At 69.6% G+C, this 24,099-nt stretch carries 28 protein-coding genes and 1 pseudogene; 13 read left to right on the forward strand and 16 right to left on the reverse strand.

Annotation, left to right across the window (positions count from 1 at the left end):
- Nucleotides 1–199: 199 nt before the first annotated feature.
- Together SL103_RS18055 and SL103_RS18060 are read left to right on the forward strand one after the other, a co-directional pair.
- Entirely contained in the window at nt 200–1,240 is a 1,041-nt protein-coding gene (locus tag SL103_RS18055; protein WP_208869895.1) for an NAD(P)-dependent alcohol dehydrogenase, read from the forward strand.
- Between the two features lie 38 nt (nt 1,241–1,278).
- Nucleotides 1,279–2,070 carry a DeoR/GlpR family DNA-binding transcription regulator gene (locus SL103_RS18060; protein ID WP_069570033.1) on the forward strand — a complete coding sequence of 264 codons (792 nt, stop codon included), beginning with the start codon at nt 1,279–1,281 and terminating at the stop codon, nt 2,068–2,070.
- A 131-nt stretch (nt 2,071–2,201) separates the two neighbouring features.
- Here the strand turns inward: SL103_RS18060 and SL103_RS18065 are convergent, their stop codons facing one another.
- Nucleotides 2,202–2,558, reverse strand: a complete 357-nt coding sequence (locus SL103_RS18065; protein WP_069573866.1) for a hypothetical protein — start codon at nt 2,556–2,558, stop codon at nt 2,202–2,204.
- Nucleotides 2,559–2,979: 421 nt separating this feature from the next.
- Here SL103_RS18065 and SL103_RS18070 point away from each other — a divergent pair, with 421 nt between their 5' ends.
- Nucleotides 2,980–3,453 (forward strand): ATP-binding protein, encoded by a 474-nt coding sequence (locus SL103_RS18070; RefSeq protein WP_244303950.1) that lies wholly within the window; start codon nt 2,980–2,982, stop codon nt 3,451–3,453.
- 84 nt (nt 3,454–3,537) lie between these two features.
- Here the strand turns inward: SL103_RS18070 and SL103_RS18075 are convergent, their stop codons facing one another.
- Nucleotides 3,538–4,260, reverse strand: a complete 723-nt coding sequence (locus SL103_RS18075; RefSeq protein WP_069570034.1) for a hypothetical protein — start codon at nt 4,258–4,260, stop codon at nt 3,538–3,540.
- 431 nt (nt 4,261–4,691) lie between these two features.
- Between SL103_RS18075 and SL103_RS18080 the strand changes: the two genes are divergently transcribed.
- Nucleotides 4,692–5,231 (forward strand): 2'-5' RNA ligase family protein, encoded by a 540-nt coding sequence (locus SL103_RS18080; RefSeq protein WP_069570035.1) that lies wholly within the window; start codon nt 4,692–4,694, stop codon nt 5,229–5,231.
- 326 nt (nt 5,232–5,557) lie between these two features.
- Here SL103_RS18080 and SL103_RS18085 read toward each other — a convergent pair whose 3' ends face one another.
- The gene (locus SL103_RS18085) at nt 5,558–6,007 is read right to left on the reverse strand and encodes an SRPBCC family protein (protein WP_069570036.1); all 450 of its coding nucleotides are present in this window, start codon (nt 6,005–6,007) and stop codon (nt 5,558–5,560) included.
- 308 nt (nt 6,008–6,315) lie between these two features.
- Here SL103_RS18085 and SL103_RS18090 point away from each other — a divergent pair, with 308 nt between their 5' ends.
- Complete coding sequence (locus tag SL103_RS18090) at nt 6,316–6,714, forward strand: hypothetical protein (protein WP_069570037.1); 399 nt, start codon at nt 6,316–6,318, stop codon at nt 6,712–6,714.
- Between the two features lie 115 nt (nt 6,715–6,829).
- A complete protein-coding gene (locus tag SL103_RS18095) occupies nt 6,830–7,699 on the forward strand; it encodes a dienelactone hydrolase family protein (RefSeq protein WP_069570038.1) in 870 nt (289 codons plus the stop codon).
- Between the two features lie 37 nt (nt 7,700–7,736).
- On the opposite strand, the gene SL103_RS18100 is transcribed toward SL103_RS18095, so the two are convergent.
- From SL103_RS18100 to SL103_RS18125, 6 genes are all read right to left on the reverse strand, one after another.
- On the reverse strand, nt 7,737–8,135 hold the full coding sequence (locus SL103_RS18100; protein ID WP_069570039.1) for a hypothetical protein: 399 nt from the start codon (nt 8,133–8,135) through the stop codon (nt 7,737–7,739).
- Nucleotides 8,136–8,141: 6 nt separating this feature from the next.
- Nucleotides 8,142–9,179 carry a helix-turn-helix domain-containing protein gene (locus tag SL103_RS18105; RefSeq protein WP_069570040.1) on the reverse strand — a complete coding sequence of 346 codons (1,038 nt, stop codon included), beginning with the start codon at nt 9,177–9,179 and terminating at the stop codon, nt 8,142–8,144.
- Between the two features lie 215 nt (nt 9,180–9,394).
- On the reverse strand, nt 9,395–9,823 hold the full coding sequence (locus tag SL103_RS18110) for a hypothetical protein (RefSeq protein WP_069570041.1): 429 nt from the start codon (nt 9,821–9,823) through the stop codon (nt 9,395–9,397).
- Nucleotides 9,820–11,067: a globin domain-containing protein gene (locus SL103_RS18115; RefSeq protein ID WP_069570042.1), complete on the reverse strand. Its 1,248-nt coding sequence runs from the start codon at nt 11,065–11,067 to the stop codon at nt 9,820–9,822. The genes SL103_RS18110 and SL103_RS18115 overlap by 4 nt, the downstream gene beginning before the upstream one ends.
- 74 nt (nt 11,068–11,141) lie before the next feature.
- Nucleotides 11,142–11,585, reverse strand: a complete 444-nt coding sequence (locus tag SL103_RS18120) for an RrF2 family transcriptional regulator (RefSeq protein ID WP_069570043.1) — start codon at nt 11,583–11,585, stop codon at nt 11,142–11,144.
- 581 nt (nt 11,586–12,166) lie between these two features.
- Nucleotides 12,167–12,544 carry a VOC family protein gene (locus SL103_RS18125; protein ID WP_069570044.1) on the reverse strand — a complete coding sequence of 126 codons (378 nt, stop codon included), beginning with the start codon at nt 12,542–12,544 and terminating at the stop codon, nt 12,167–12,169.
- Nucleotides 12,545–12,686: 142 nt separating this feature from the next.
- Here SL103_RS18125 and SL103_RS18130 point away from each other — a divergent pair, with 142 nt between their 5' ends.
- Nucleotides 12,687–13,100 carry a winged helix-turn-helix transcriptional regulator gene (locus tag SL103_RS18130; protein WP_069570045.1) on the forward strand — a complete coding sequence of 138 codons (414 nt, stop codon included), beginning with the start codon at nt 12,687–12,689 and terminating at the stop codon, nt 13,098–13,100.
- A gap of 11 nt (nt 13,101–13,111) precedes the next feature.
- Nucleotides 13,112–13,426, forward strand: coding sequence for a hypothetical protein (locus tag SL103_RS18135; protein WP_069570046.1), 315 nt, complete (start codon nt 13,112–13,114; stop codon nt 13,424–13,426).
- A gap of 52 nt (nt 13,427–13,478) precedes the next feature.
- Here SL103_RS18135 and SL103_RS18140 read toward each other — a convergent pair whose 3' ends face one another.
- The gene (locus SL103_RS18140) at nt 13,479–14,237 is read right to left on the reverse strand and encodes an SDR family NAD(P)-dependent oxidoreductase (RefSeq protein ID WP_069570047.1); all 759 of its coding nucleotides are present in this window, start codon (nt 14,235–14,237) and stop codon (nt 13,479–13,481) included.
- Between the two features lie 137 nt (nt 14,238–14,374).
- Between SL103_RS18140 and SL103_RS18145 the strand changes: the two genes are divergently transcribed.
- Nucleotides 14,375–15,220, forward strand: a complete 846-nt coding sequence (locus tag SL103_RS18145) for a helix-turn-helix transcriptional regulator (protein ID WP_069570048.1) — start codon at nt 14,375–14,377, stop codon at nt 15,218–15,220.
- A 52-nt stretch (nt 15,221–15,272) separates the two neighbouring features.
- On the opposite strand, the gene SL103_RS18150 is transcribed toward SL103_RS18145, so the two are convergent.
- Nucleotides 15,273–15,977, reverse strand: coding sequence for an SDR family NAD(P)-dependent oxidoreductase (locus tag SL103_RS18150; protein WP_069570049.1), 705 nt, complete (start codon nt 15,975–15,977; stop codon nt 15,273–15,275).
- Complete coding sequence (locus SL103_RS18155) at nt 15,974–17,008, reverse strand: amidohydrolase family protein (RefSeq protein ID WP_069570050.1); 1,035 nt, start codon at nt 17,006–17,008, stop codon at nt 15,974–15,976. Before SL103_RS18155 ends, SL103_RS18150 begins: the two co-directional genes overlap by 4 nt.
- A gap of 96 nt (nt 17,009–17,104) precedes the next feature.
- Here SL103_RS18155 and SL103_RS18160 point away from each other — a divergent pair, with 96 nt between their 5' ends.
- The 4 genes from SL103_RS18160 (at nt 17,105) to SL103_RS18175 (ending at nt 21,632) form a co-directional block, all read left to right on the forward strand.
- The gene (locus SL103_RS18160) at nt 17,105–18,154 is read left to right on the forward strand and encodes an Lrp/AsnC family transcriptional regulator (RefSeq protein WP_069570051.1); all 1,050 of its coding nucleotides are present in this window, start codon (nt 17,105–17,107) and stop codon (nt 18,152–18,154) included.
- A gap of 267 nt (nt 18,155–18,421) precedes the next feature.
- Complete coding sequence (locus SL103_RS18165; protein WP_069570052.1) at nt 18,422–19,549, forward strand: FAD-dependent monooxygenase; 1,128 nt, start codon at nt 18,422–18,424, stop codon at nt 19,547–19,549.
- 88 nt (nt 19,550–19,637) lie between these two features.
- Complete coding sequence (locus SL103_RS18170) at nt 19,638–20,579, forward strand: VOC family protein (RefSeq protein ID WP_069570053.1); 942 nt, start codon at nt 19,638–19,640, stop codon at nt 20,577–20,579.
- Nucleotides 20,580–20,657: 78 nt separating this feature from the next.
- Nucleotides 20,658–21,632, forward strand: a complete 975-nt coding sequence (locus SL103_RS18175; RefSeq protein WP_069573869.1) for a helix-turn-helix transcriptional regulator — start codon at nt 20,658–20,660, stop codon at nt 21,630–21,632.
- A 60-nt stretch (nt 21,633–21,692) separates the two neighbouring features.
- Here SL103_RS18175 and SL103_RS18180 read toward each other — a convergent pair.
- The 4 genes and pseudogenes from SL103_RS18180 to SL103_RS18195 form a co-directional block, all read right to left on the reverse strand.
- Nucleotides 21,693–21,845: pseudogene (locus tag SL103_RS18180) on the reverse strand (RidA family protein); the annotation flags it as partial.
- 19 nt (nt 21,846–21,864) lie between these two features.
- On the reverse strand, nt 21,865–23,028 hold the full coding sequence (locus tag SL103_RS18185; protein WP_069570054.1) for a hypothetical protein: 1,164 nt from the start codon (nt 23,026–23,028) through the stop codon (nt 21,865–21,867).
- A gap of 171 nt (nt 23,029–23,199) precedes the next feature.
- Nucleotides 23,200–23,565 carry a hypothetical protein gene (locus SL103_RS18190; protein WP_164492833.1) on the reverse strand — a complete coding sequence of 122 codons (366 nt, stop codon included), beginning with the start codon at nt 23,563–23,565 and terminating at the stop codon, nt 23,200–23,202.
- Nucleotides 23,566–23,630: 65 nt separating this feature from the next.
- Entirely contained in the window at nt 23,631–24,056 is a 426-nt protein-coding gene (locus SL103_RS18195) for a pyridoxamine 5'-phosphate oxidase family protein (protein ID WP_069573870.1), read from the reverse strand.
- Nucleotides 24,057–24,099 lie beyond the last annotated feature (43 nt).

Genomic DNA, 24,099 nt, shown 5'->3' on the forward strand with positions numbered 1-24,099 from the left:
GGGGAGGGGCGGAACAGGAGCGGCGAAGCGGTACCTGACCGAGGCGACCGCGGCGGGAAGGTGCCGCGTGCGGCGGTGCAAGGCGAAAGCCTGCGCAAGTCTTCTCGTATTTTGTGCAAAGTCAAGCCTGTTCTGATAGAAGAAAGCTGGTTACGTTGTTGCTTCAGACGCCCGCACCCCAGGAGCCGTGAGACCCGCCATGACCGCCACCTCCGCGATCCCCGCCACCATGCGCGCCGCCGTCCTCCACGGCCCCGAGCAGCTGACCGTCGAAGAACGCCCCGTCCCCGCCCCCGGGCCCGGCGAACTGCTCGTCCGCGTCGAGGCGGTCGGTACCTGCGGCTCGGACGTGCACTACTACCGCCACGGGCGCATCGGCGACTTCGTCGTGCGCGAGCCGCTCGTCCTGGGGCACGAGGCGGCCGGCACGGTCGTCGCCGCAGGTCCGGGAGCCGACTCCGCGCGGATCGGCCGGCGGGTCTCCGTCGAACCCGGCACCCCCTGCGGCAGCTGCGGCGAATGCCGCCCGGGCCGCTACAACCTCTGCCCGGACATGCGCTTCCTCGCGACCCCGCCGGTCGACGGCGCCTTCTGCGAGTACCTGGCCGTGCAACAGGACTTCGCCCACGAGGTCCCCGACTCCCTGACCATCGAGGAGGCCGCCCTGCTCGAACCGCTGTCGGTGGCGGTATGGGCCTGCCGCAAGGCCCGGATCGGCCCGGGCGACCGCGTCCTGATCACCGGCGCGGGCCCCATCGGCCTGGTCGCCGCCCAGACGGCGCGCGCCTTCGGCGCCCACGACGTGCTCGTCACCGACGTCCTGCCACACCGCCTCGAACTCGCCCGATCGGCCGGCGCCACCACCCTCGACGTCTCCGGCACCCCGCTGAGCGAAGCCGGGTACACCCCCACCGTCCTCCTGGAATGCTCCGGCGTCCCCGCCGTGAGCAACGAGGCGATCCGCACCGTCGGCCGGGCCGGCCGGGTCGTACTCATCGGCATGGGCGGGGACGAGATCCCACTGCCGCTCAGCCGGGTGCAGAACTACGAACTCGAACTGACCGGCACCTTCCGCTACGCCCACACCTGGCCCACCGCAACGGCACTGGTCGCCTCGGGCGCGGTCCGGCTCGACTCGCTCGTCTCGCACGGTTACGGTCTTGCCCAGGCCGAACGCGCACTGACCGTCGCCACCCGCGACGAGACCGCGGTCAAGGCCGTCATCTATCCGCAGCGGTAGGCGCACCGCCGCTGCCCGACCGAGGAGGGGCGGCCCCGATGGCTTCCGCACGGTCGTCGCTGGCCGAGGTCGACCGGCGCCGGCAGGACGTACTGGCCCATGTCGTCGCACACGGAGAAGTCCGCATCGACGAACTGGCCAGACACTTCGGGGTCAGCCTCGCCACCATGCACCGCGATCTCGACCAGCTCGCCGAACGCCGCCTGCTGCGCAAGGAACGAGGCCGGGCAGCCCCCTTCCCGAGCCTCACCATGGAGACCGCGACCCGCTTCCGCGTCGGCGTGAACTCCGCACTCAAGGAAGCGCTGTGCGCCGCCGTCGCCGACGAGATCCGGCCCGGCAGCACCGTCGTCCTGGACGACTCGACCACCGTCTTCCCGCTCGCCGCCCACATCGCCCGGACCGAGGCGGTCACCGTCGTCACCAACTCCCTCGGTGTCGCCCGCCTCTTCGACGACACCCCGGGCGCCGACGTCACCCTCCTCGGCGGCCGCTACCGCGGCGAATTCGGCTCCTGCGTCGGCCCCGACGTCCTGCGCGCACTGGGCCGCCTGCGCGCCGACCTCGCGGTGATGTCCGCGGTGTCCGTCCTCGGCGGCCGCCTCTTCCACCCGATACGCGACTACGCCGAGATCAAGGAAGCCATGCTCGACTGCGCCCAACGCGCACTCCTGCTGGTGGACCACACCAAATTCGGCAAGACCGCCACCCATGCCTACAGCGACATCGCCCGCTACGACCGTGTCGTCACCGACCGCGCCGCCCCGGCCGGCGAACTGACCGAACTGCGCCGCCGGGGCGTCACGGTCGACGTGATCGACCAGCCCTGACCGCCGCCCGGTCGGCCCCCCCGGCGCGGTCCCTCTGCCGGCCGCCCGGTGCCGCCCCCGACACAGCGATGGCCCCGCCGCATCCCGGCGGGGCCACCCGACCCGCACTGCTGTCGGGCCTTCCCTTCGCGTCAGACGCGAGCCGGCGCGGGGAGCCGGCCGTAGTAGCTGCCGACCTCGGCCAGATAGCCGAGATCGGCGGTCTCGCTGTCGACCGTGAAGCGGGGCGCGGCCTTGATCTCTTCCTTCGTGCGGGCGACGGTCACCACCTTCGCTGCACGGTCGATCCCGGTCACGATCCCGGCCGGGATGAGCACGCTCTTACCGAAGACCCAGACGCCGGTGTCGACGATCAGGTGCTGCAGGCCGGGCTGATCCATCTGGCGTTCCACCTGACCGATCGTGCCGGTAGCCGTCTCCACGTCGAAACCCGTCAGAGGCGTCCCCTGGGGCTCCAGATCCGGAGCGTACGTCCAGATGTTGTTCATGACGGTCACTCCTCCTTTTCGTCTGCCTTCTCGCGTGCACTGCCGAGCCGGAGCACTCCACGGGAGGGGGCCCTCGCGGCGCGCGCCGGCCGTGCATCTCCCGTACCCCGGTGACAGAGCGTCACACCTTTCCCGCGGCAACCCGAGCCGCGGATGTGCCCGACCTGCGCATCCGGGGGCGGGGCGCTGACCTGCAAGGCTACGACAAGAAACGGACAGTTGGGGGCAATTCCCCAACCACTCGAACGCCGGGGCCGGGTGAAGCCGATGCGGGTGAGGGCTTTTCGCGACGATCGCTCCGGGTAGGCGCGTCGAAGGAAGGAACGAGTGGTAAAGGACCCGCCGACGGATCACCCACCTGCGCAACGTGGAGTGGAGTGTGCGGCCGGTTCCGGGGCACGCTTCCCGCCACGTTTTCACCATGACGATGCACGACGAGGTGAGCTTCATGAGCACCACCACGGGTTCGCGGACACTCACCGCACCGCCGACCTTGTACGTCGACCTGAGGAGCTGCCCCGAAGGTGCCGGGCGCGCACGCCATCTCGCTGCCGAGTTCCTGCGCGGACTGGACCCGGTCCTGCACCACGAGGACATCGAGGCGGTGGTCCTGGTCGTCTCGGAACTCGTCACCAACGCGGTGCGCCACGCGGAAGGACCGTCCTGCGCCCTGCATCTTTCGGCCTGCCCGGAGGCCATTGCCGTGGCCGTCAGCGACGGCAGCCACGTCCCGCCCCAGCCGCGCACTCCGGATGTCTCCGGTGAGGGAGGCGGATTCGGCTGGTCGATGATCCATCAGATAGCGGAAGCCGTGGCCGTCACCGACGAAACCGCCGGCAAGACGGTCAGCGCCTTGATCCCCCGTCACCGGGCGGACGGCGGCGCGCACCACTGAGGAAAGGTCTCACGTGGACGGCCGCCCCCTGCCGCCCGCCCCAGGAGGGGAGAGGCGGGCGGCAGGAGCGGGTGACCGGCAGTGTCAGGAGGGGCTGACGTTGCCGCAGCGGGAGATCTTCTCCTCCTCGGTCATCGGGCGGGACTGCTTCCGGAAGGCGGTGTACGTCACGTCGGCCTCGACATCCGGGAAGTCGCGCGCCGAGAGGCCCTTGACGGAATCCCCTTCGTACGACCAATTACCACGCAGCGTCTGGGTCATCGGAACCTTGTCCAGCCAGTAGATGGTGTACGGCTGGTCCTGATTGACCGTGTCGGTGATGCCCGTGGTCTGGGTGTGGACCTGGGTGTAGTCGATCTTCGGCAGGACTTCGACGCCCATGACGGCGGGAGCCTTCAGGCCCATGCTGACGACGAGGCCGTTGCCCGTGGTCTCCTCCTCCTTGTAGCTGAAGGAGCCGGTGGCGGCACAGGTGTCGTGGAAATCCGAGACCCGCTCCGGCGTGCCCTCGGTCGCCTCGCTGACGAACGTGCCGTTGGTGATGGTGCACTTGTCGCCGCAGTTCGAGAGGAACTCGGCGCGCTTCTGGGGGTCGTTCATCGGGTCGGGACCGGGCGACGGGTCGTACGCGCCCTGCGCCGACCCCATCAGCCCCCCGCTGCTGCCGAAGCCGCCGCCACCGCCATCCGCCTGCGCCGGGGCGACGGTCAGACACAGCGACGCCGCGAGGGCCATGGCCCCCACCGCGACCGCCTTCGCCCGCCGGCCTCTGCCGACCGGAAGAACGTTGCGTACTCGTCCGTTCATTTCTGCTTCCCTTGCCTTCCACCTGAAGTGCGCATTGCGTCCTGCGATTCCGTTCACGACTCCAGGTGCGGCCGTCCAGGGAAGGCGGCACCCGTCGGGTACGTGCATCAGCTCCGAACCCGCCGGAAAACGGAAGCGCTGCCGATTACGCAGCACACATGGATTGCCGCTGCGATCGGCACACCACGAGAATTGGCCACAGCGCTCATGTGCGGCTCACGATGCGCTCACGGGGCGCCGTGGGCTCAGCGTTTTTCATGGTTTCCGGCGGCGCTTGGTGGTCGTCGGCCCTCTGGATGTTCACGGGAATGACTGCGGTCGTGTTCCGGTCCCGTCGGTTCCTCGTTTGTCCCGTGCCTGCGGATCGCTCATGATCAGGGACGCATGATGAGTGCTGCCACCAGCCATCGGGGATGGCAGCATGCCGTGTCATGGCAGACGACAGCACCAGCAGGTTTCAGGCAGGCCAGACGGGCCTCATCGTCCGGGTCCCGGACGCGGAGCCAGTCGTCCGCGCATGGCGTGAGCGGTTCGATCCGTCAGCCCGAGCAGGAGTACCTGCCCATATCACGGTGCTTTTTCCGTTCCTCGGCGAGAGCCGAACAGATGAGCGTGTCCACTCGGCTCTCGCCGACGTGCTCGGCAGGCACCATGCCTTTGACCTGCATTTTGAGAGCTGCGGGCGATTTCCCGGGGTGCTGTATCTCGTGCCTGAGCCAGATGCAGAGTTGCGGCGGCTCACAGAGGTGATCGCGGAGCAGTGGCCTGAAGCTCCTCCCTATGGCGGCCAGTTCACCGAGATCGTGCCGCACCTGACCGTCGCTGACGGTCAGCACGAGGCAGTTCTGGACGAGATCGAGGCGGACCTGCGCAGCAAACTCCCCTTCACGTCCAGGGTCTCGTCAGTCGACCTCTTGGTGCATGACGGCGTGAAGTGGCAGGAGGGGGCGTCGTTCGCGCTCCTTGAATGAATGAGCCGTGAGCTTGGCTGATCCGCCGCGCGAGTCGGCGGCTGAACGAAAGAATGCGGGCCTACCCGGCTGACGGGCTGTCGGCGAGACTTCGCGGCGGGTTCAGCGGAACCGAACCCGGACCCGGGAGTTGACCGGCTGGCGCGAGTGCACCCGCACCGGCCTTGTGAAGCTGGCCTCCTGGCTGGTCGATCAGATCCGGCACGACGAGCAGCGTGAGGAGTTGCTCCGCGCTGATCTGCTGAAGCAAAGGAGTGCGAGGGGAGCAGCACGCTGCTCCCCTCGCACTTCTCCCGACGGGCCGGGTGGTGGCCGGCCGCGCCGCCTCAGACGCTGCCTCGCCAGGCCCCGGTCTCGATGCCGCGATTCTCGATGAAGGTCTTGAACCGCTTGAGATCACCGTTCACCTGGTGCTTGACCACGCCCAGTTTGTCGCCCACGTTCTCGGCGAGCCCCTCCGGATCGAAGACCATCTGCAGCATGACCTTGGTCGTGGTGTCGTCGATGCGGTGAAAGGTGACGACCCCGGCCTGCTTGGCCTCTCCGTCGACGGTGGACCAGGCGACGCGCTCGTCGGGGATCTGCTCGGTGATCTTCGCGTCGAACTCCCGCTTGACCCCGCCGATGCTGGTCACCCAGTGCGTGAGGCGGTCACCTGCCTGTTCGATCCGCTCAACCCCCTCCATGAACTGCGGAAAGGACTCGAACTGCGTCCACTGGTTGTAGGCCGTCCGCACCGGAACGCTGACCTCGACCGACTCCTCTACCTGCGACATGACTAACCCTTTCACTCGTCCGTGAGGCGACCCCGATGCTTCGGCGTCGCTCCGCTTCCGGTTCCCCCCTGCCGTCCCGTGTGCCCTGTCCGGCCAGGACATCACTCCGGATCGGCGTGCCGATCCGCCCGATTTCAGCGGGCCCCTCAGGCAGGCGGCCGGTGCAGCGGTACGAGGACCGTGATCGGGTACGCGCTCCCCATGACGGATCCACCCTGCACTCGTCAAAGACGTGGGCCCGCACAGAAAGCCGCGCGGGCGAGGTCATCGCCGCACACACCACGCAGAGAAGAGAAGGGCGCACCACAGTGAACGACTCGGAAGCGACCGCACGGATCGGTGACGGCGCGGACCAGGTCCAGGTGGAGATCACGGACTGCCCCGCGGAGGACGCGCACACGGTCTTCGGCGCGCTCAACGCGCTGTTCAGCTCCGACCGGGCCACGGAGGACGTGCCGCAGAGTTCGGCGGGGCCGGGTCCGACAGTATGGACCATGACCGTTGACGTGTCGGCGGCACCGGCCGCGGCGCGGCCGGGCCGGCTGACCGAGCCGGTGACCGTCACCCTCCAGGGCGGCCCCTGGGCGGCCGACCGCCTGCACGCAGGTCTGGCCTCCGTCTTCACCGTCCAAGACGCCGGCTCGGCCTCCGGCGACCAGGAGCAGGAACGCCAACTGCGGCTCAGCACCCGCCAGATCGCCGCGTAGGCCGACGCCAGGACCCATGCGGTGAGGCCGAGCACCACATACCGGAAACCGCCCCTGTTCGATCAGTATGTGATCAGCTTCGGTCAGTACTCGACCTACAGGACGGCGGTAGCCCGTGTCAGAACACGACCTCACCGGTTTCGACGAGAGCACCTTCACCCACGACGGCGTCACCCGCCCGATCCTGCGGCGGGGGACGGGCCCGGCGGTGATCGTGATAGCCGAGATACCGGGGATCACACCGAAGGTTCTGGAGTTCGCGCGGCGGGTCGCCGCCATCGGCTGCACCGCGGTCCTCCCGGTCCTCTTCGGCACGCCGGGCCGCGCCGCCGACCCCGCAACGGTGGGCTTGCTGAAGACACGCCTCTACATGGCCTCGTCGATAGCGAAGGTGTGCGTCAGCCGGGAATTCACCGTGCTGGCCACCGGGAAGACCTCCCCGGTGGTGAGCTGGCTCCGAGCCCTCGCCGCAGACGAGCACGAGCGCTGTGGCGGCCCCGGCGTCGGCGCCGTCGGCATGTGCCTGACCGGTGGTTTCGCCCTGGCGATGGCCACCGACGAGCGGCTCCTCGCCCCCGTGCTGTCCCAGCCCTCCCTGCCACTGCCCGTCACCCGGAGCCGCGCCGCGGTCATCGACATCTCTCCCCAGGACCTCGCCGCCGTACGGGCCCGCTGCGAACGCGACGGCCTTGAGGTCATGGGACTGCGCTTCTGCGGCGACCGGTTGGTACCGAGCGACCGGTTCGCCTTCTTGCGCAAGGAACTCGGCGAGGCGTTCGTGGCCGTCGAGCTCGAGGACAGCGCCGCGAACCCGGCCTCCGCCCTGCCGCCGCACTCCGTCCTGACCGAGCACCTCCTCGACGAACCCGGCCAGCCGACCCGTGCGGCGCTCGACAAGGTACTCGACCTCTTCCGCACCCGCCTGCTCGAACAGCCCGGCGACCCGTCCGCCGCCCAAGCGCCGACCACTCCCGCCGGCCCGTGAATCCCGGCGCCCCCGGCGCCCCGCACACGCCGGCCGGCTAGAGGGGAACGATCCAATAGCAGACCGGTGGCAGAAACATGCAGAAAGCCACGACGGAGGCGCCGAGCCGGAAGGTCCGCAGCTTTCCGGCTACGCAATCGGCTACTTCCGCGCGCTGCGGGCGAGTCGGATCGTAAAGAACGTCGAGGGTGTCCGCCTCGCCGTAATCGGCAGTGTGGCCGAATGCTGTCATGGCGGTACGGGTCTTGCCGTCCTGCGCCTCGAACCGGAAGACGCCCGCCGCCTCCCCGTCCTGCCAGTAGAGATACCCAAACCGCCCTGACGTGCGCACTCCTCTGCGCCGGAGGACGGAAAGGCCGTACACATTCCGCAAGCAGTAAATGAGGGGCCAGCTCATCAGGGGCCCGGTGATGAGCAGCACGATCAGACCGGCCACGTTTCGTCAGCCTTTCTTTTCTCGTGCCGCACAGGGGATGTCGTCCGGGCCGCGAGCGGCTTGTCGGTGCTCCGGTGCCGGTTCGAGGTGTTGGCGGCGGTATGCGCTGGGCGGCAGTCCGTAAGCGGTGCGGAAGGCGCGGGTGAAGTCGGCCGCGTGCGGAAAACCCCAGCGGGCGGCGATGGCACGGATGGGGGTGGAGCCCAGCGCCGGGTCTGCGAGGTCGCGGCATGCGGCGTTCAAGCGCCGGAGCCGGATCCAGGCGGCGACGGTGGCGTCCTCGTCCTGGAAGAGGCGGTGCAGGTAACTGACGGAGATGTGGTGGGCGTTGGCGACGGCGGTCGGGGTGAGGCGGGGCTCGTGCAGCTGCTCGGTGATGAACTGCTTGATCCGCAGGAGGAGGGTCCGTCGATGAGTGTCGGCGGGCAGGGCGTTGCTCGCCTCGTGCGCGTGGGCGAGGAGCGCCGTCACCAGGTCGGTCAGGGTCCTGCCCAGCCGGGGCCCGTCGGACGGCTGGTAGGCGGTGGTGTCCGCGCACAGCCCGATGAGGAATTGTGCGAGCAGCGCGCCGATGCCCTTGCCGCTCGGTAGACGGCGCGGGATCTTCCGGCCGGCCAGGTCGCGCGGCAACGGCACCATGTGCTTGGGGATTTCGATCCCCAGCGTCGTGACGGGGGACTCGCCGGTACGGATCTCCCACGGCATCGAGGAGTCGTTGAGGTGCAGGTCGGACGGCCGGTACACGGCCTCGTGGTCGTCCCAGGTGACTGCCCCGGTACCGCGCACCACGAGCGACAGGTGGTAGTGCTCGGGGTCGGACCGGCGGATCAATCGCGGAGTGCGCCGGATCACCGACTGCTGAAAGGTGGCCGGCCAGAGGGAGACCGCGCCCAAGTCCAAGACGCGCTGGTACGCCCGGAAGTCATGCGCGTGGTCGCTCTCCAGGCGCACGGGAGCGTGCGTCTGCCCCAATCGCTCCGCCCAGCAGGCCAGTCGCTCCGGCTCCGACACGTCCTCGCTCCGGAAGACCGTCTCGTTCAGCACGCGGAGACCTCGTTCCGCGAGGAGCGATCGGCGACGGGATCTCGTGGCTCCGCACCGGGGGCGGCAGCGCATGAGCGAGGTGTGCGACAGTTCATGCGCCCAGCGTTACCCGCGCAGATGCGGAATGGCTGGCGGAAATCGGACGGCGTGCTGCCGGTCCGCTTCATGCCGACCTGAGGCGGGGCCGCCCGTACCGGGGGGCGTACCGGGAGCCGTCAGACCGTGAGGACGTTGATGCCCAGTGCGAGCAGGGCGAAGACCTTGACCAGCTCCGTTGCCACGTAGAAGTGGTGGGCGCGGGAGCGCGGGAGGGCCTCGCCGGCGAGTACGCGGTCGGAACGGCGGTTGAGACCAGGCCGGATCACGAGGAGCTGTACGGCCAGCAGCAGCGCGGCGACGGCGGCGGGTGTGCCGACGGATGCGGGAGACCCGCCGGTGGCCACCGCTGTGATCGCGGCGATGGCCAGCACGGCCTCGACCCGGTTGAGGGCACGGAAGACGATGCGGCCGATGCCGAGCCCGATGGGCACGGTCACGCCGGGGGCCCGGAACTTCAACGGCGCCTCCAGGAAGGAGATCGCCAGGACCATCCCGAGCCAGACGAAGGTGACCGCGGTGGCTACGGCGGCCGAGGTGGCGTTCATGAGGTGCGCTCTCCTTGCGCTCGCGACCGAACCTGCTCCTGACCGACCTGCTCCTGCCCGAGCCAGAGGTCGGGGCCGAAGACTTCGTAGTGGATGGACCGGGCGGGAACGCCGCGGCGGAGCAGGTCGCCGCGCACCGCGCGCATGAACGGCAGCGGTCCGCACAGGTACGCGGTCACCCCCTCCGGGAGTTCCAGCGCGGCCACGTCGACCTGGCCGGCCGACGCATCCGGCGCCTGGTCGCCGGGCTCCTCGTACCACAAGTGCATTGTGGCGTCCGGGAGTTCCCGGACGAGGCGGCGCAGCTCGTCCCGGTGGGCGTGGTCGGACGGGGCGCGGTCGGCGTGCACCACCGTCACCGCCCGTGCCGGGCCCTCGGCGGCCAGGTGGTCGAGCATGGCCAGCATCGGTGTGCTGCCGATCCCGGCGGAGGCCAGCAGCAGCGGCCCGTCGCCTTCGGGGAGAACGAGGTCGCCGAACGGGGCGGAAACGGTGAGCACTTCGCCGGCCCGGGCGTGCTCGTGCAGCCAGGAGGAGACCTCTCCCTCCGGCGCCAAGCCGCCGCGGACGCGCTTGACGGTGATGCGCCACTGCGGGCTGCCGGGGGCGCAGGAAAGGCTGTACTGGCGTATCTGCCGGGCGCCGTCGGGCAATTCGACCTGGACGCTGACGTACTGGCCCGGGCGGAAGGAGCCCGCGGGGCCGCCGTCGGTGCGGCGCAGGGTGAAGGAGACCGCGTCGGGTGTCTCCTGCCGCCGCTCGACGATCTCCATCGTCCGCCATACCTCGCCCTCGGCGGCACCGGCGTCCCGGTAGAGACCGGCCTCAAGGGCGATCAACGCATTGGCCATCAGCCAGTAGACCTCGTCCCAGGCCGCGGCCACCTCTTCGGTGACGGCATCGCCGAGTACGTCACCGATGGCCGAGAAGAGGTGCTGGTGGACGAGCTTGTACTGGTCGGACGTGACGCCGAGAGAGGCGTGCTTGTTGGCGATCCGGGCGAGCATCGCGTCCGGCCGGGTGCCGGGGTGCTCCAGCAGCATGCCGGCGAAGGCCGCGATGGAGCCCGCCAGCGCCTTCTTCTGCTCCCCGTTGGCCTGGTTGCCGCGGTTGAACAGGTTCCGCAGCAGCTCGGAGCGGTCGTCGAAGAGCTTGGCGTAGAACAGCTCGGTGATCTCACCGATGGCGGCGCCCACGACGGGGAGGGTGGCGCGGATGACGGGGGTGGACTGCTCGGAGAGCACAGCGACTCCTGAGACTGGTTAATGATCTGCGTATTAAAACGAAGGGGTGTCCGCCTGTGGCGGCAGGGTGTGGGTCACTCGGGTCGGTGGCCGACCAGCCCGACCAGGACCGGGCCGGTGGGGGGCGTCACCAGGTCGGCCACGGTCAGCGGATCGAGCGTGGCGTAGAACACCTCCTGCGCCTGGCGCAGCGCCCCGCGAAGCCGGCACGCGCCGCGCAGCGGGCAGGGTGGATCGCCGTCGCAGGCGACGACTTCCTCCACGCCCTCCAGCTCCCTCACCAGCCAGCCGACCGAAGCCTGTCGGCCGAGTCCGGTCAGTTCGAGCCCGCCGCCGCGACCCCTCCTGGCCTCCAGTACGCCCAGGTGCTGGAGCCGGGTGACCGCCTTCGCCATGTGGGCGTAGGGCACGTCCATGGCCTCCGCCACCTCGCGCGTGGTCAAGGGTTCGGCCTGCTCGGTGACCGCCAGGCGCATGACGGCACGCAGCCCCAGGTCGGTGAACTTCGTCAACCGCATGCACACGACGCTAGCAAATACGCATGTTAAATTCGTGTTTGATTGGACCCCGAACCGGTGTGGAGTGCGTCACGGACCGCGTCTTCCACCGCGAGGCGGACGCCGGCCGAGGCCGGCGCGGAACCCGGCCCCACCCGTGAGCAACGGCCCTCCGGCCCGGGGCCCGCAGGCCGACAGCCTTCGGAAACGGTCCCCAGAACACACCGAAAGGTGCTCGGCCGACCGGAAGTCCGGCCGACCGAGCACCTGTGCAACGCCCTGAAGTCCCCCGACTTTCCTCAGGCCGTGGTCCATCGACGGTCACTGCAGTGCGAGAGAGTCGAACCCTGGCGAAGGCACACCTGCATCACCACCCGGCTGCCCTCAGCGACGCTGAAGTCCTTGGTGACACAGCCGCCGCCCGCGCCCTTGGCGTTCGCCGCCTGCCCACTGGCTTTCGGCGCTGCCCAGCATTCCGGGCAGCCGCCGGAAAAGCGTTGGCGTACGGTCCGCACCTTTCTTGGCAATGCGTCCACAAGGAATGCCGCCTCCTGCGGCGTGCCGAGGGCCTCGCCGACGCACGACCGGCGTCGCTGCGCGGGTCAGCGGCCGAGGAGTCGCCGGCGTAGTTCCGGCGCCCACTCGACGTACTCGATCTCCGCCCCGTCGACGTGCCGGGCGTAGAGGAACCGCCCGGTAGGGCCGGCCGTCGCGGGGGTGGTGACGGTGGCGTCGGCGGCCTTGAGGGTCGTCTGCAGGTCGTCGAGGTCCTCGACGACCACGGTGGCGGAGGCGTGCGCGTACTTCGCGCGCTCCTCGGCCGGGCCGGCGATGACGAGGAAATTGCCGAGGGCGGCCAGTTCGACGTCCTGGAACGCCAGGCGGAGGTCCAGCTGGGCGCCGGTGAGTTGCTGGAGCAGCGGCAGCGCGCGGTCGAGGTCTTCGGTCCACAGCCGGGCGTAGGTCTTGAGGACGGTCATGTGAGGTTCCGTTTCCCTGCGGTGCAGGCCGCGGCGGCATATCTGCCGAGAACGGCCCATTGCTTTCTTTCGGATACTGAGAAACCGTAGGTGACTGTCCACTGACCTGGAAGAACGCACTTTTTGGTGAGAAGGGAACCTCATGGTTACCGAGCAGGCCCGGCGCGCGGACGACGAGGACGGGGACGTCACACGTGCCGACTCCCTGGCCCGCCAGATCTTCTCCGGCGTGGCCAACAAATGGGCGCTGCTGATCATCAACGCACTGGGGGAGCGGACCCTGCGGTTCACCGCCTTGCGCAGTGAGGTCGACGGTGTCAGCCACAAGATGCTCACCCAGACCCTGCGTGCACTCCAACGGGACGGGTTGGTGCACCGGACGGTGTACGCCGAGGTGCCGCCCCGGGTCGACTACCGCCTCACCGAAGCGGGTGCGGCACTGCGCGACACGGTCAACGGCATGTGCGCCTGGACCCGTCGCTACCTCGACGAGATCGAGGCGGCCCGACGGCGCTTCGACGCGCAGAACACGGGCGACACCGGCGGGGAGTCGTGAGAGGGTGCGGTGTGTTCATCTATCTGCGGTTCTTCTTCGAACCGGGCGTCCCGCACACACCGCTGTGGCCGGAGCACATGGACAGTCCGTACGGCTATCCCTGCGAGCCGGAGCGGTTGCCGATCAGTGCGGATACCCGCGCCGAACTGGTGCGGCTGAGCGAGCGCTTCCAGTCCTCCCTCGACTGGAAGTACCCACAGGGCCCGTCTCCGTGGTCCGATGCGGAGAAGGAGCTGTTCGACGAGCAGGCGGACGCCGCGCTGAAGGCGTTGCGCGGGGAGTTGGGCGACGGCTGGAAGGTACTGGACGAACGCCTGCCGTGGTGAGAGAGACGGGTGCCGGGTGGGGGTTTGCTCCTCCCGGTTGCCGTAGCGGCGGTCAGTAGGCGGTGAGGCCGCCGTCGACGACGAGCTCGGTGCCGGTGACGAACGACGACTCGTCGCCCGCGAGGAAGAGCATCGCCGAGGCGACCTCGTCGGCGCGGCCCGCGCGGCGCATCGGGGTACGGACGATGTCCGGCTGCCGGTCGCCCTGTTCGTCCAGGAGGTCCTGGATCATCGGCGTGGCGATGACACCGGGATGCAGGGAGTTGACGCGCACTCCCTGGCGGGCGTACTCGACGGCCGCGGTCTTGCTGAGCAGGCGCACCGCCCCCTTGGACGCCTGGTAGGCGGCGGCCGCTCCGCTTCCCACGAGCCCCAGGACGGACGAGGTATTGATCACCGAGGCGTTGCCGGTGGCGCGCAGCAGGGGCATGGCCGCCTTCATCCCGAGCCAGGTGCCCTTCTGGTTCACGTCGATGACGCGGTTCCACGCCTCCTCCTCGGTGTCCTCGATGCCCGGCCAGTCCAGGACGCCCGCGACGTTGACGAGGACGTCCAGCCTGCCGAACCGCTCGCGGACGGTGCTGATCACCCCGTCCCACTGCCGGGCGGAGGAGACATCCAGGCAGGCGGCGACGACGTCCGCGCCGGTTTCCGCGATGTCCCGGGTGAGTGCCGTGAGGCGCTCCCGGCGGACATCGGCGACGACCAGCCGCGCGCCCTCGCGGGCGAACAGCTTGGCGGTCGCGGCGCCGATTCCTCCCGTCGCACCGGTGATCAGCGCGACCTTGCCGTCAAGTCGTTGTCCAGGCATGGCGATGACGTCCTCCCAGTGCGTTCGTTCCCTTCGCCACCCACGCTGGACGCCCCGGAGACCGCTCACCAGGACGTGTGCTGCCCGGGTGCCACACACCCAGGCAGCACACCGGCCGAATGCCTAACCTGGACGGCATGCCCGACAACGACCTGGGAGACTTCCTGCGCGCCCGGCGCTCCGGCCTGCGGCCCGAAGACGTGGGCATGGCGAGCTACGGCCTACGGAGGGTCGCCGGGCTACGCCGCGAGGAAGTCGCGGTGCTGGCCGGAGTGAACGTCGACTACTACACCCGCCTGGAACAAGGCCGCGAACGCCGTCCCTCGCCCCAGGTCCTCGACGCGCTCAGCCGCGCCCTCCACCTCGACACCGACGCCCACGACCACCTCCACCGGCTGGCCGGCACCGCACCGCTCGACCGCCCGGGGCCGCAGCGGAACGGGGTCAGCCCGGCCCTCCGCCAGCTCATGGACGGCTACCCCCACACCCCGGCGTTCGTCCTCAACCGCACCCTGGACATCCTGGCCACCAACGCCCTCGCCGACGCCTTGTACTCGCCCTTCCACCCCGCGGACAATCTCGCCCGCGCGGTCTTCCTCGACCCGGCCGGTCGGGACTTCTACGCCCGCTGGGACCGGGCCGCGCAGGCCACCGTCGCCCACCTCCGTCAGGCGGCCGGCTTTGATCCCGACGACCCCCGGCTGAACGCGCTCATCGACACGCTGACCGAGCACAGCACCACCTTCTCGACGCTGTGGCAGGCCCACACCGTGCGTGGCAAGACCCGGGACGCCAAAACCCTCAACCACCCCGACGTCGGTCCGCTCACCCTCACGTACCAAGCCTTCGACGTCCGCGACGCCCCCGGCCAGCAACTCGTCATCTACCACGCCGAACCCGGCAGCCCCAGCGCCCAGGCGCTGGCCCTGCTCGGCGCCCTCGACGCCACCACGCGGCAGACCGCGGGGGACCCGCACCCGTAGCACGCACGGCGTCGCCGGGGGCGGCATCGCTCGCCCTGCCCGGTCAGTCGTCTCACCAGGGGACGGTCTCTCCCAGATAGTCGAGGTAGCGGAGGCCCCGGCGGCCGCGTTGCGCGTCAACGGCCGTGACGAGGCGGGGGATGCTCTCCTCGATGGTGAGACGGGCGTTGGGGCCGCCCATGTCGGTCTTGACCCAGCCGGGCGCCGTCACGAGCAGCGTGCGGGGATCGTCGCGGTGACGGGCCGCGTAACTGCGCATCAGCTGGTTGAGGGCGGATTTGCTGGCCCGGTAGATCTCGAAGCCGCCGCGTTCGTTGTTGGCGACGCTGCCCAGGCCGGAGGACATGATCGCCATGGTGCCGTCCGGCGTGACGAGTTCGGCGAGCGTTTCGATGACCCGCATGGGGCTCAGCGCATTGGTGAGCATCAGGCGGGTGAACTCGTCGGTCGTGACGTCTGCAGGGGTCTCCTCCGGATGGTTGGCCACGCCCGCGTTGACGAAGAGCAGATCGAACCTGCGGGCGCCGAGCCGCTCTCGGAGAGCGTGGATCTGCTCCGGCGCGTTGATGTCCACGTGCTCGATCTCCAGCCGCCCACCGGCAGTTGGCTGAAGGTCGTGCAACGCGGTCCGACCGGGGCCGCGGACGGTCCCCACCACATGGGATCCGCGGTCCAGGTACTCAGCGGCGATCGCACGGCCCAGGCCACGGGACGCACCGATGAGAAGCACGGTCGCGTGCTGCGAAATCACGTTCATGACTGCTCCAGGAGTCGCGCGGTCTCTGCGTCCGGTCCGGGCGCGGACGGTTCGAGGCGGTAGAGCGCCCGGGCGTTGGCATACGCGACCTTGTGCCGGTCCTCGCGGTCGGGGAGCGTCCCGAGGAAGTCGGTGAGAGCCGCGGCGTCCAGCCGGTGGAAGGGATAGTCGCCCGAGAGCAGGATCCGGTCGATGGTCGTGAAGTCCAACGCGTGCCGCAGCAAGCGGGGGGTCAGCATGCCGCTGGTCGCGATGTGGACGTTGGTCCGAAAGTACTCAGCGACCCGACGGTCCAGGCCGGTCGCGACGTTCGAGAGGCTGTCGACCCGGTCGAGGGCGAACAACAGCATCTCGCCCCAGTGCCCCAGCACGATCTGCAGGTCCGGGTGTCGGTCGAACGTGCCGCGCAGGATCAGGCGAAGTGCCGCGAGCCCCGCCTCGATGTGCCATCCCCAGCCGAAGGTGGCGAGCGCGAGCTCGACGGTCGGGTCGAACCCGCGGTAGGAGGCGTCCCTGACCGCGTTCGGCGGGATCTGGGGATGGATGAACACCGGCCGCCCCAGAGCGGCGGCGGTGGCGAGCAGCTCGTCGTAGGCGGGATCGTCCAACGGCCGGTCGCCGCTGCGACCGTAGGACATGATCCCGACATGAGCGGGCGAGTCCGCGATCCGCTGAAGCTCCGTCACGGCCGCGTCCGGATCCGACATCGGCAGCGTCGTCATCGCCCGCAGACGCGTCGGATGGCGCCCCACGGCCTCGCTCGCCAGGTCATTCGCCTCGCGGCTCAGCGCAACGGCTTCACGGGCCGGGAGCCCGTGGGTCCCCGGCGGGGCGATCGAGAGGATCTGCAGGTCGATGCCGGCCGCGTCCATCGCCGTGATCCGTTGCTCGCCGATGTCGAGCAGACGGCCGGGGATGTCCCCCCGGTCGTTCAACGCCACGCTCTCGTCGCGCGACCGCATCGGCTGTGCTCGCAAGGCCCGGTCGATCCCCGGGGTGGTCCAGTGCTCCTCGATGGTGATGACTCTCATCAGGCTCCTTCGGCGCATGTCGTCGTACCTGTGCAAGCGTCGGCCACGCGCGGTGCGCAACGACCCGGAAACGGCGCCTTCTGTAGCGTTGCCGCCATGTCGAGTCCAGAGATCGATCATTCCGTCATTCTTGAGCCGCATGATGTGCGAATCCTTCGTGCCCTTCAGATTGATCCGAGGGTCGGATTCGCGACCGTGGCGACGGTCCTCGGGCTCTCCGAGCTGACCGTCGCCCGCCGCTACCGCCGTATGCGGCGGGCCGGGGTCCTCCGGGTGATCGGGGTGGTCGACCCGGGAGCCCTCGGGCAGAGCCGGTGGATGGCGCGCCTGCGCTGCCGCCCCGGCAGCGCCCCGGCCATGGCCGAAGCACTCGCGCAACGCGACGACATCAGCTGGGTCGCGCTGTGCGCCGCCGGCTCCGAGGTCACCTGCGCCGTGCGCTCACGGTCACCGGAGCAGCGCGACGACCTGCTCGGCCGTCGGCTCCCTCGTGCTGCCGCCGTACTCGACCTCCAGGCGTCGGTGATGCTCCGCCAGTTCGTCGGCGGACGCGGACACTACTGGGCCGCACTCACCGGAACCCTGACCCCCGAGCAGGAGGCCGCCCTCGGGACCGGCGACGGGCCGTTCCCCGAACGGCCGGTCGTGCGGAACGAGCCGGTGCAACTCGCCGACCAGGACGAGAAGTTGCTCGCGGCCCTCGCCACCGACGGACGGGCCAGTCTCGTCGACCTCGCCGCCGCGGCCGACCTCACGCCGGGCCGGGCTTCACGACGTCTGCACACTCTGCTCTCCGGCGGAGTGGTCCACATCGACGTGGAGATCGCACCGATGGCCCTGGGGTACCGGGCCCGGGCGAACCTGTGGATGCGGGTCCATCCAGGCAGCATCAAAGCCGTTGGACGCGCGATGGCGCGGATGCCCGAAGTGGGGTTCGCCGCCGCGCTGTCCGGGCCGAACAACCTGCACGCCGTCGTCCACTGCCGCGACCTCGACGAACTCTTCGAGTTCACCTCCGACCGCGTCGGAACCCTCCCCGGCGTCGAGGCCATGGAAGTCAGCCCCGTCTTCCGCCAGATCAAGCAGGCCGGAACCCGCGTGGACGGCGACCGCCTGACCGATCCGCCGAGCGACCGCAGCCGCTAGGCAGTTTTGTTCGGATCAGCTGGTCGTGGGTCCTGGTGTGTCGTCAACAGATGTGCAGTGGGCGCGGGTTGAGCCGTTGCACGGCCCCGGCGTCGACACGGTCCACTTCGAAATCCCCATGCCGCAGCCGGGCCGGCGCGGTGGCCGCGAGGGATACCACCGCGCATTCATCGATTGCCGGAAGCGGATAGCCGCCTCCCGATACGGATAGGGCGGAGCCGCGGCGGCTTCTAGGGTTCCGGTGAATTCGGTGCTCAGGAGGCGTAGATGAAGAGCTGCAGCGGCGCGCGGACGGCCGTGATCGTGGGCGCGGGTGTCGCCGGTCTGACGGCGGCGTCGGCCCTGGCGCGCAGGGGGTGGCGCGTCGAGATCGCCGAGGCCGCCCCGGCGACGGCGACGTCGGGGTGGGGGCTGTGCCTGACCGGCCCCGCGCTGCGCGCGCTGGACGAGTTGGGACTCGCGGACAGGTGTCTGGCCGAGGGCTACGGGATGGCCGGCATCACACATGTGGACGTGAACGGCGAGTCCGCGGACCGGGTCCAGTTGCCGCGTCTGATCGGCGCGGAGCGGCCGGCGATGGTCGGCATGGCGCGCCCCGTACTGCACCGGATCCTGCGGGAGGCGGCCGAGCGGAGTGGGGTGGTGGTGCACTACGGGATGACGGTCGCGGCGGTGGACCAGGAGCAGGAGTTGGTCCGTGTGCGGTTCTCGGACGGGACGGTCCGGCAGTTCGCGCTGCTGGTGGGCGCGGATGGCATCCGCTCGTCGGTCCGGGCCCTGCTGGGCTTGGCGACCTCGCTCGACTACCACGGGCAGATGGTCTGGCGGGCCCTGGTGCCGCGCCCGCCGTGGGCCACGCGTATCCATCAGTTCGCCGGCGAAGTCAACACAGCTGGACTCATCCCCATCTCGGGCAGCCAGGCGTACGTGTTCCTCACGGAGAACGGAGTAGGACACAGCGTCCTACCCGATGCCGAACTCGCCCCGCGTCTGCGGCAGCTCCTGGGGGCCTTCCCGGGGCGGGTGAAGGAGATCTGCCCTCTGGTGTCCGCGTCGGAGTCGGTGGTACGCCGCCCGGTCCGGACGGCGTTGTTGGCGGGTGCCTGGAACCGCGGAAACGGCGTCGTCATCGGTGACGCCGCGCATGCGCCGGCACCGCAGACGGCCAGCGGCGCGGCCCTGGCGATCGAGGACGGGCTCGTGCTGGCCCACGAACTCGCGCGTCATGAGTCGGTCGGCGCGGGGCTTGAGTCGTTCGTCAACCGGCGTGCACGGCGATGCCGCACGCTCGTTCAGACCTCGGTGGCGATCGTCGGCCTGGAGCAGGCACAGCGTCACGACAAGGCGTACCCGCTGGTCAACGCATGTCACCAGCAGATGGCCGAGCCCGCGTAACCCTCCATCCGATGCCCACCCGATGCCCACTGTCATCGACCGGCTGACCGAACACCTCAGCCGATCCACCCCGTACGAGGAGTGACCGATGAGCGACACAAGCTTGATCACCCACCTGCGGCATATCGATGTCACCATGCCGAGCTTCGCCGAACAGCGCCAGTTCTACACCGAGTTATGGGGTCTGACGGAGACCGCCGGTGACACGGGGGTCTCGTTCCTGGCGGCCGAAGGCTCCCCGGAGCAGTACGTGGTGCGGCTGCGCGAGGACCAGCAGAAGCGCACCGACCTCATCGCCTTCGGTGCCGCCCACCCCGCGGATGTCGACGCCCTGGCCGCGCAGTTGATCGCGCAGGGTGTGAAGCTGGTGCGGGAACCGCAGATGCTGGACACTCCCGGAGGCGGCTATGCGGTCCGCTTCTTCGACAACGAGGGCCGTGTGGTGGAGGTCTCCGCCGACGTCACCCCACGCCGGCACCGCACGATCGAGGCACGGGAGTCCATACCCGTGCGGCTGTCGCATGTGCTGATGAACTCGCCCACACCCGAAGCCACGGTGGCCTGGTACATCAAGCATCTCGGCTTCCGGCTCTCGGACACCCTGTGCATCGGCAGCCGCGGCGAGATGATGTGGTTCCTGCGCTGCAACACCTATCACCACAGCTTCGGCATCGTCCGCGGCCCGCATGCAGCCTTCCATCACGCGTCCTTCGAGATGCGCGGGGTGGACGAGTTCCTGCGCGGCACGGGCCGGATGCAGCGGCTGGGCATCGAGCGCCTGTGGGGTCCGGGCCGGCACCGCGCCGGTGACAACTCCTTCAGCTACTACCTCGACCGGGCGGGCAACACCGTCGAGTACACCACCGAGCTCGAAGTCGTGGACGAGGACACCTGGCATCCACACCTCTTCGACCTGACGGATCCGGCCAACGCCGACCAGTGGGGCACGGCCAACGAGATGAACGAATACATTGCCGCCAAGTCCCACAATGACGTCGACCCCGGGCTGTTCGTCGCCCCGCCGATCTGAGCGTCCTCGGACCGAGGTGGCCAACGTCCGGCCGCAAAAGGAGTTCCCACCATGACGCCGTCGTCCACGGGTGAAGCTGTGACCACTCCTCTGCACACGTTCCGCATCACCAAATCTCGGAACCCGGTCGATCTGCTCAACGCTGCCACCCGGCTGTTCGGCGGCTCGATCACCACCTCTCCGCTGGACGGCCTGGCCGGCGGAGAGCACGAACTGCGCGGCGTCGCCGCCTCCGACTTCGCGGTCGGCTACTTCGCCTCGCCACTCGACGTCCGCGTCGCTTCGGCGTCCGGCCGCCGCCGCTCCTACTTCGTCAACATAGGTGTTTCCGGCGCCATCGCGGCGACCTGCGGCAGCCTGCACGCGACCCTCGACGAGGCCACCGCAGGAGTCGTCAACCCCGGAGACACTCAGGAGCTGCGCCCCGCCCGCAGCCGGACGCGTTTTCTGGGCCTGCGGATCGATGCCGCCCTCGTCGACCAGGAGTTCGCCGCGCTCACCGGGCAACTGCCGACATCCACCGTACGCTTCGACTTCGCCCTGGACCTGGCCAAACCCAAGGGCCGGGCGGTGCGGCTGCTGGTGCATTCCCTCGTGGAGCAGCTGGACTCAGGAGACCCCTTGTTCCAGCGTGCGGAGCTGCCGCGCAGCCAGCTGCGGTGCATTGCCACCGCCCTGCTGCTGGCCCAGCCCCATACGCATACCGGCGAGCTTCGCGACGGCCCGCAACCCAGTCACCCGCGCTCGTTACGCGCGGCTCTCTCCTTCATCGAAACGAACCTCTCGGAACGCCTCACCCTCAGCGGCATTGCCGCCGCCGCAGACTGCAGCCCACGGACCGTCAGCTCCGCGTTCCGCGCCCGACTCGGACTGTCTCCCCTCACCTACGTGCGCAATCTGCGACTGGACCGGATCCGCGAGGACGTCCTCACCTCCACCGATCACGTCAGCACCATCGCGTATCGGTGGGGCGTCTCCCACCTGGGCCGCTTCGCCGCCGAATACCGCGACCGCTTCGACGAACTGCCCTCCGAAACGGCGGCCCGCCGGTAGCAAACCGCCCCTGGAACTGGTGGTGGTCAGGGTTCCGCGCCGAGGCGTGACGCCGGCCGTTCAGTCGAGGACCGCAGCAGCTTCGATCTCGACCACGTGCTCGGGGACGTCCAGTGCCGCTACGCCCAGCAGCGTGGCCGGCGGGACGGGTGTGGTTCCCAGCCTGTCGGCGGCCCGGGTGACCCCTTCCAGGAGTAGGGGCATCGTGGCCGGAACGGCCTGCCGGCCGGTCCTACGCCTCGGGGGAGTCCTGGACGGAGGCCGTCGCGTCGGCGGTCTTCGTGCGCGCCCCGGCCACCCGCAGCGTCACGGCAGCCGCGACTCCGGCCAGCAGGCCCCAGGTCAGGGCCGCCGGGACGCCGCCGCCGAGCTCCGCGGACAGATGCAGCAGCCCCCAGCGCAGGCCCGTACCGTCCGTCGCGATCCGCAGCAGCTGGCTCGCCAGCAGGCCGAGCACGGTCGCGCACACCGCGCCGACCGCCATCGCCGGGACGGTGGCTCGGGTGAGCAGTCCGGGCAGCCGGCTCAGCATCCACCACACCACGGCGAGCAGCAGCACGTCGGGGGCGCGGGACAGGAGCCAGTCGCCGAGCGGTGTGCCCGCCGGGTCCGTCCAGGCACCGAGCAGCAGCCACTGGCGCAGGAGATCACCCGGTTCGGAGATCAGCCCGACCCTCGGGGAGATCTGCTGGAGCGCGGCGGCCACCGGCTGGTACGAGAGGACCACCAGGGACAGGGCGATCACCACGGTCCCGACGGTGGCGGCCAGGCGGGCGGCGCGCACCGGGACGACCTGCTGCGGCAGCGGACCGGTCCCGTCGGCGGTGATCCGGGCTGCGAGCACGGTCCCCACGGCCGCGACCAGCGCGGTCACCACCAGGATCTGCTGCCCGGAGGAGATCGCGCCCGACAGCCGGGGCAGGAAGCGGAAACTGCCGTTCCCCCCAGAGGCAATCAGCCACGGCGCGGAGACGGTCGCCGCCAGCATCCCGGCCACCAGACCCCACGCCCACACCGCGAGCAGGGCGGCGGTCCGCCGGCCGGGCACCGGGGGAAGTCGGCGGACCAGGAAGATCGCCCCGAGCACGAAGAAGACGAAGACCGCGCCGAACCGGACCTGCAGCGCGGTGGTGTACAGCGCGAGGTAGCGGGTGCCGTCGACCCAGCCCGGGCTACCGACCCCGTCGGACGTACCGGTGCCGGGCTGAGTGGACGACGGGGGGTCGTACGACCAGGGAGTGAGCCAGTGTTCGAGATCGGCGGCGGCCTGGCCGCCGATCATGTTGGTGGCACCCGGCAGGTGCAGCGCGTGCGCGCTCGCCCCCATCCACCACAGAAGTGCCGTGAGCAGCACCCCTCCGACCAGAGCCGGTATCGCCGCGCGCCGGTTCGTCATGTGTCCCCCGTCTTGTCACGCATCCCGTGAATCCCCCAAGTAGTGGAGTTTACGGGGACATTTATCACGCGTGGATCACGGTCCTGCGCCGATCACGGTCGTCCGCGCGCTCTCCCTACGCGTCGGCGACGGCCCCGCCGCCGCCCCTCGACCGCGTGATCGGCTCGCGCATCACCGGGGGATCTTTCGTCCCGCCTCGGTAAGAGTGAGTGTCAGGCAGCCGAACCATTCGCCGGATTCCGGGTACTCCCAGTTCGTGGCTTCCGAAAGCAGCACGGCCAGGTCCCGCTGGGGGAGGGGAGGGCCGGGTTGGAATCCCGCGGCCCCGTCAGGCGCAGTCCAGGGAATGACCCGGGAGACCTGAATCCATCCTTTGTCGATCAGCGTCCGCAGAATCGGTATGAGAGCCGAGGCGGGCCCGGACGTCAAGGGCTCGTCCAGGTCGCCTCGGACGCCGGGCAGGATATCGATCTCGGAGGCGTTGATCATGAACGCGCGCTCCGCGGAGGAAAGCTCGTCTGTCGCGGGATAACTCACCCGGAGAGCATCGCACCCTCACCTGACCGGCGTAGAGAAGGGGTTGCCCGTCATCGCGGCGGCGGTCAGAGGGATCCCAAATCGGCGGACACCCAATGTTCCGGCTGCAGGTAAATGACGACGTGCTCACCGAGCTGGGTGCGGTCGTATTCCACGAATTCCGCGACCTTGTCCTGAGGGAGGTACCGCGCGGTCAGCTCCCAGGACCGTTCGCGGCTGTCTGATTCCGTCCTGGTGACCGGCCCCTCCACCGAGACGTAGCGCACCGTCGGTTCGGTCCGCTGCACCATCAGGCTGAAGCGCCCTGCAGACCGAATGGCCCGGGCCTTCCGGGAATCAGGCCCGGTACGCACCCACAGTTCGCCGCCCGGCGTGTACTGATACCAAATGGGGACGGTCAGTGGTGCGCGGTCCGGCCGTTCGACCACGGACAGCGCACCGATATGAGGTTCCGCCAGAAACAGCTCTCGTTCTCGTGTCGACAGGGTCATATCGCCGACCATAGCCCGACCGACGGCTTTCCGACGGGGATAC

The organism is Streptomyces lydicus (assembly GCF_001729485.1).
GTDB lineage: Bacteria > Actinomycetota > Actinomycetes > Streptomycetales > Streptomycetaceae > Streptomyces > Streptomyces lydicus_D.

Excerpts from the sequence above, each read along its gene's own strand:
- SL103_RS18080 (WP_069570035.1), top strand. The coding sequence starts at position 4,692 with ATGGCAGACGACAGCACCAGCAGGTTTCAGGCAGGCCAGACGGGCCTC.
- SL103_RS18060 (WP_069570033.1), top strand. The coding sequence starts at position 1,279 with ATGGCTTCCGCACGGTCGTCGCTGGCCGAGGTCGACCGGCGCCGGCAG.
- SL103_RS18130 (WP_069570045.1), top strand. The coding sequence starts at position 12,687 with ATGGTTACCGAGCAGGCCCGGCGCGCGGACGACGAGGACGGGGACGTC.
- SL103_RS18065 (WP_069573866.1), bottom strand. The coding sequence starts at position 2,558 with ATGAACAACATCTGGACGTACGCTCCGGATCTGGAGCCCCAGGGGACG.
- SL103_RS18155 (WP_069570050.1), bottom strand. The coding sequence starts at position 17,008 with ATGAGAGTCATCACCATCGAGGAGCACTGGACCACCCCGGGGATCGAC.
- SL103_RS18165 (WP_069570052.1), top strand. The coding sequence starts at position 18,422 with ATGAAGAGCTGCAGCGGCGCGCGGACGGCCGTGATCGTGGGCGCGGGT.
- SL103_RS18195 (WP_069573870.1), bottom strand. The coding sequence starts at position 24,056 with ATGACCCTGTCGACACGAGAACGAGAGCTGTTTCTGGCGGAACCTCAT.
- SL103_RS18160 (WP_069570051.1), top strand. The coding sequence starts at position 17,105 with ATGTCGAGTCCAGAGATCGATCATTCCGTCATTCTTGAGCCGCATGAT.
- SL103_RS18110 (WP_069570041.1), bottom strand. The coding sequence starts at position 9,823 with ATGAACGCCACCTCGGCCGCCGTAGCCACCGCGGTCACCTTCGTCTGG.
- SL103_RS18125 (WP_069570044.1), bottom strand. The coding sequence starts at position 12,544 with ATGACCGTCCTCAAGACCTACGCCCGGCTGTGGACCGAAGACCTCGAC.
- SL103_RS18055 (WP_208869895.1), top strand. The coding sequence starts at position 200 with ATGACCGCCACCTCCGCGATCCCCGCCACCATGCGCGCCGCCGTCCTC.
- SL103_RS18170 (WP_069570053.1), top strand. The coding sequence starts at position 19,638 with ATGAGCGACACAAGCTTGATCACCCACCTGCGGCATATCGATGTCACC.
- SL103_RS18150 (WP_069570049.1), bottom strand. The coding sequence starts at position 15,977 with ATGAACGTGATTTCGCAGCACGCGACCGTGCTTCTCATCGGTGCGTCC.
- SL103_RS18185 (WP_069570054.1), bottom strand. The coding sequence starts at position 23,028 with ATGACGAACCGGCGCGCGGCGATACCGGCTCTGGTCGGAGGGGTGCTG.
- SL103_RS18085 (WP_069570036.1), bottom strand. The coding sequence starts at position 6,007 with ATGTCGCAGGTAGAGGAGTCGGTCGAGGTCAGCGTTCCGGTGCGGACG.
- SL103_RS18140 (WP_069570047.1), bottom strand. The coding sequence starts at position 14,237 with ATGCCTGGACAACGACTTGACGGCAAGGTCGCGCTGATCACCGGTGCG.
- SL103_RS18120 (WP_069570043.1), bottom strand. The coding sequence starts at position 11,585 with ATGCGGTTGACGAAGTTCACCGACCTGGGGCTGCGTGCCGTCATGCGC.
- SL103_RS18145 (WP_069570048.1), top strand. The coding sequence starts at position 14,375 with ATGCCCGACAACGACCTGGGAGACTTCCTGCGCGCCCGGCGCTCCGGC.
- SL103_RS18070 (WP_244303950.1), top strand. The coding sequence starts at position 2,980 with ATGACGATGCACGACGAGGTGAGCTTCATGAGCACCACCACGGGTTCG.
- SL103_RS18075 (WP_069570034.1), bottom strand. The coding sequence starts at position 4,260 with ATGAACGGACGAGTACGCAACGTTCTTCCGGTCGGCAGAGGCCGGCGG.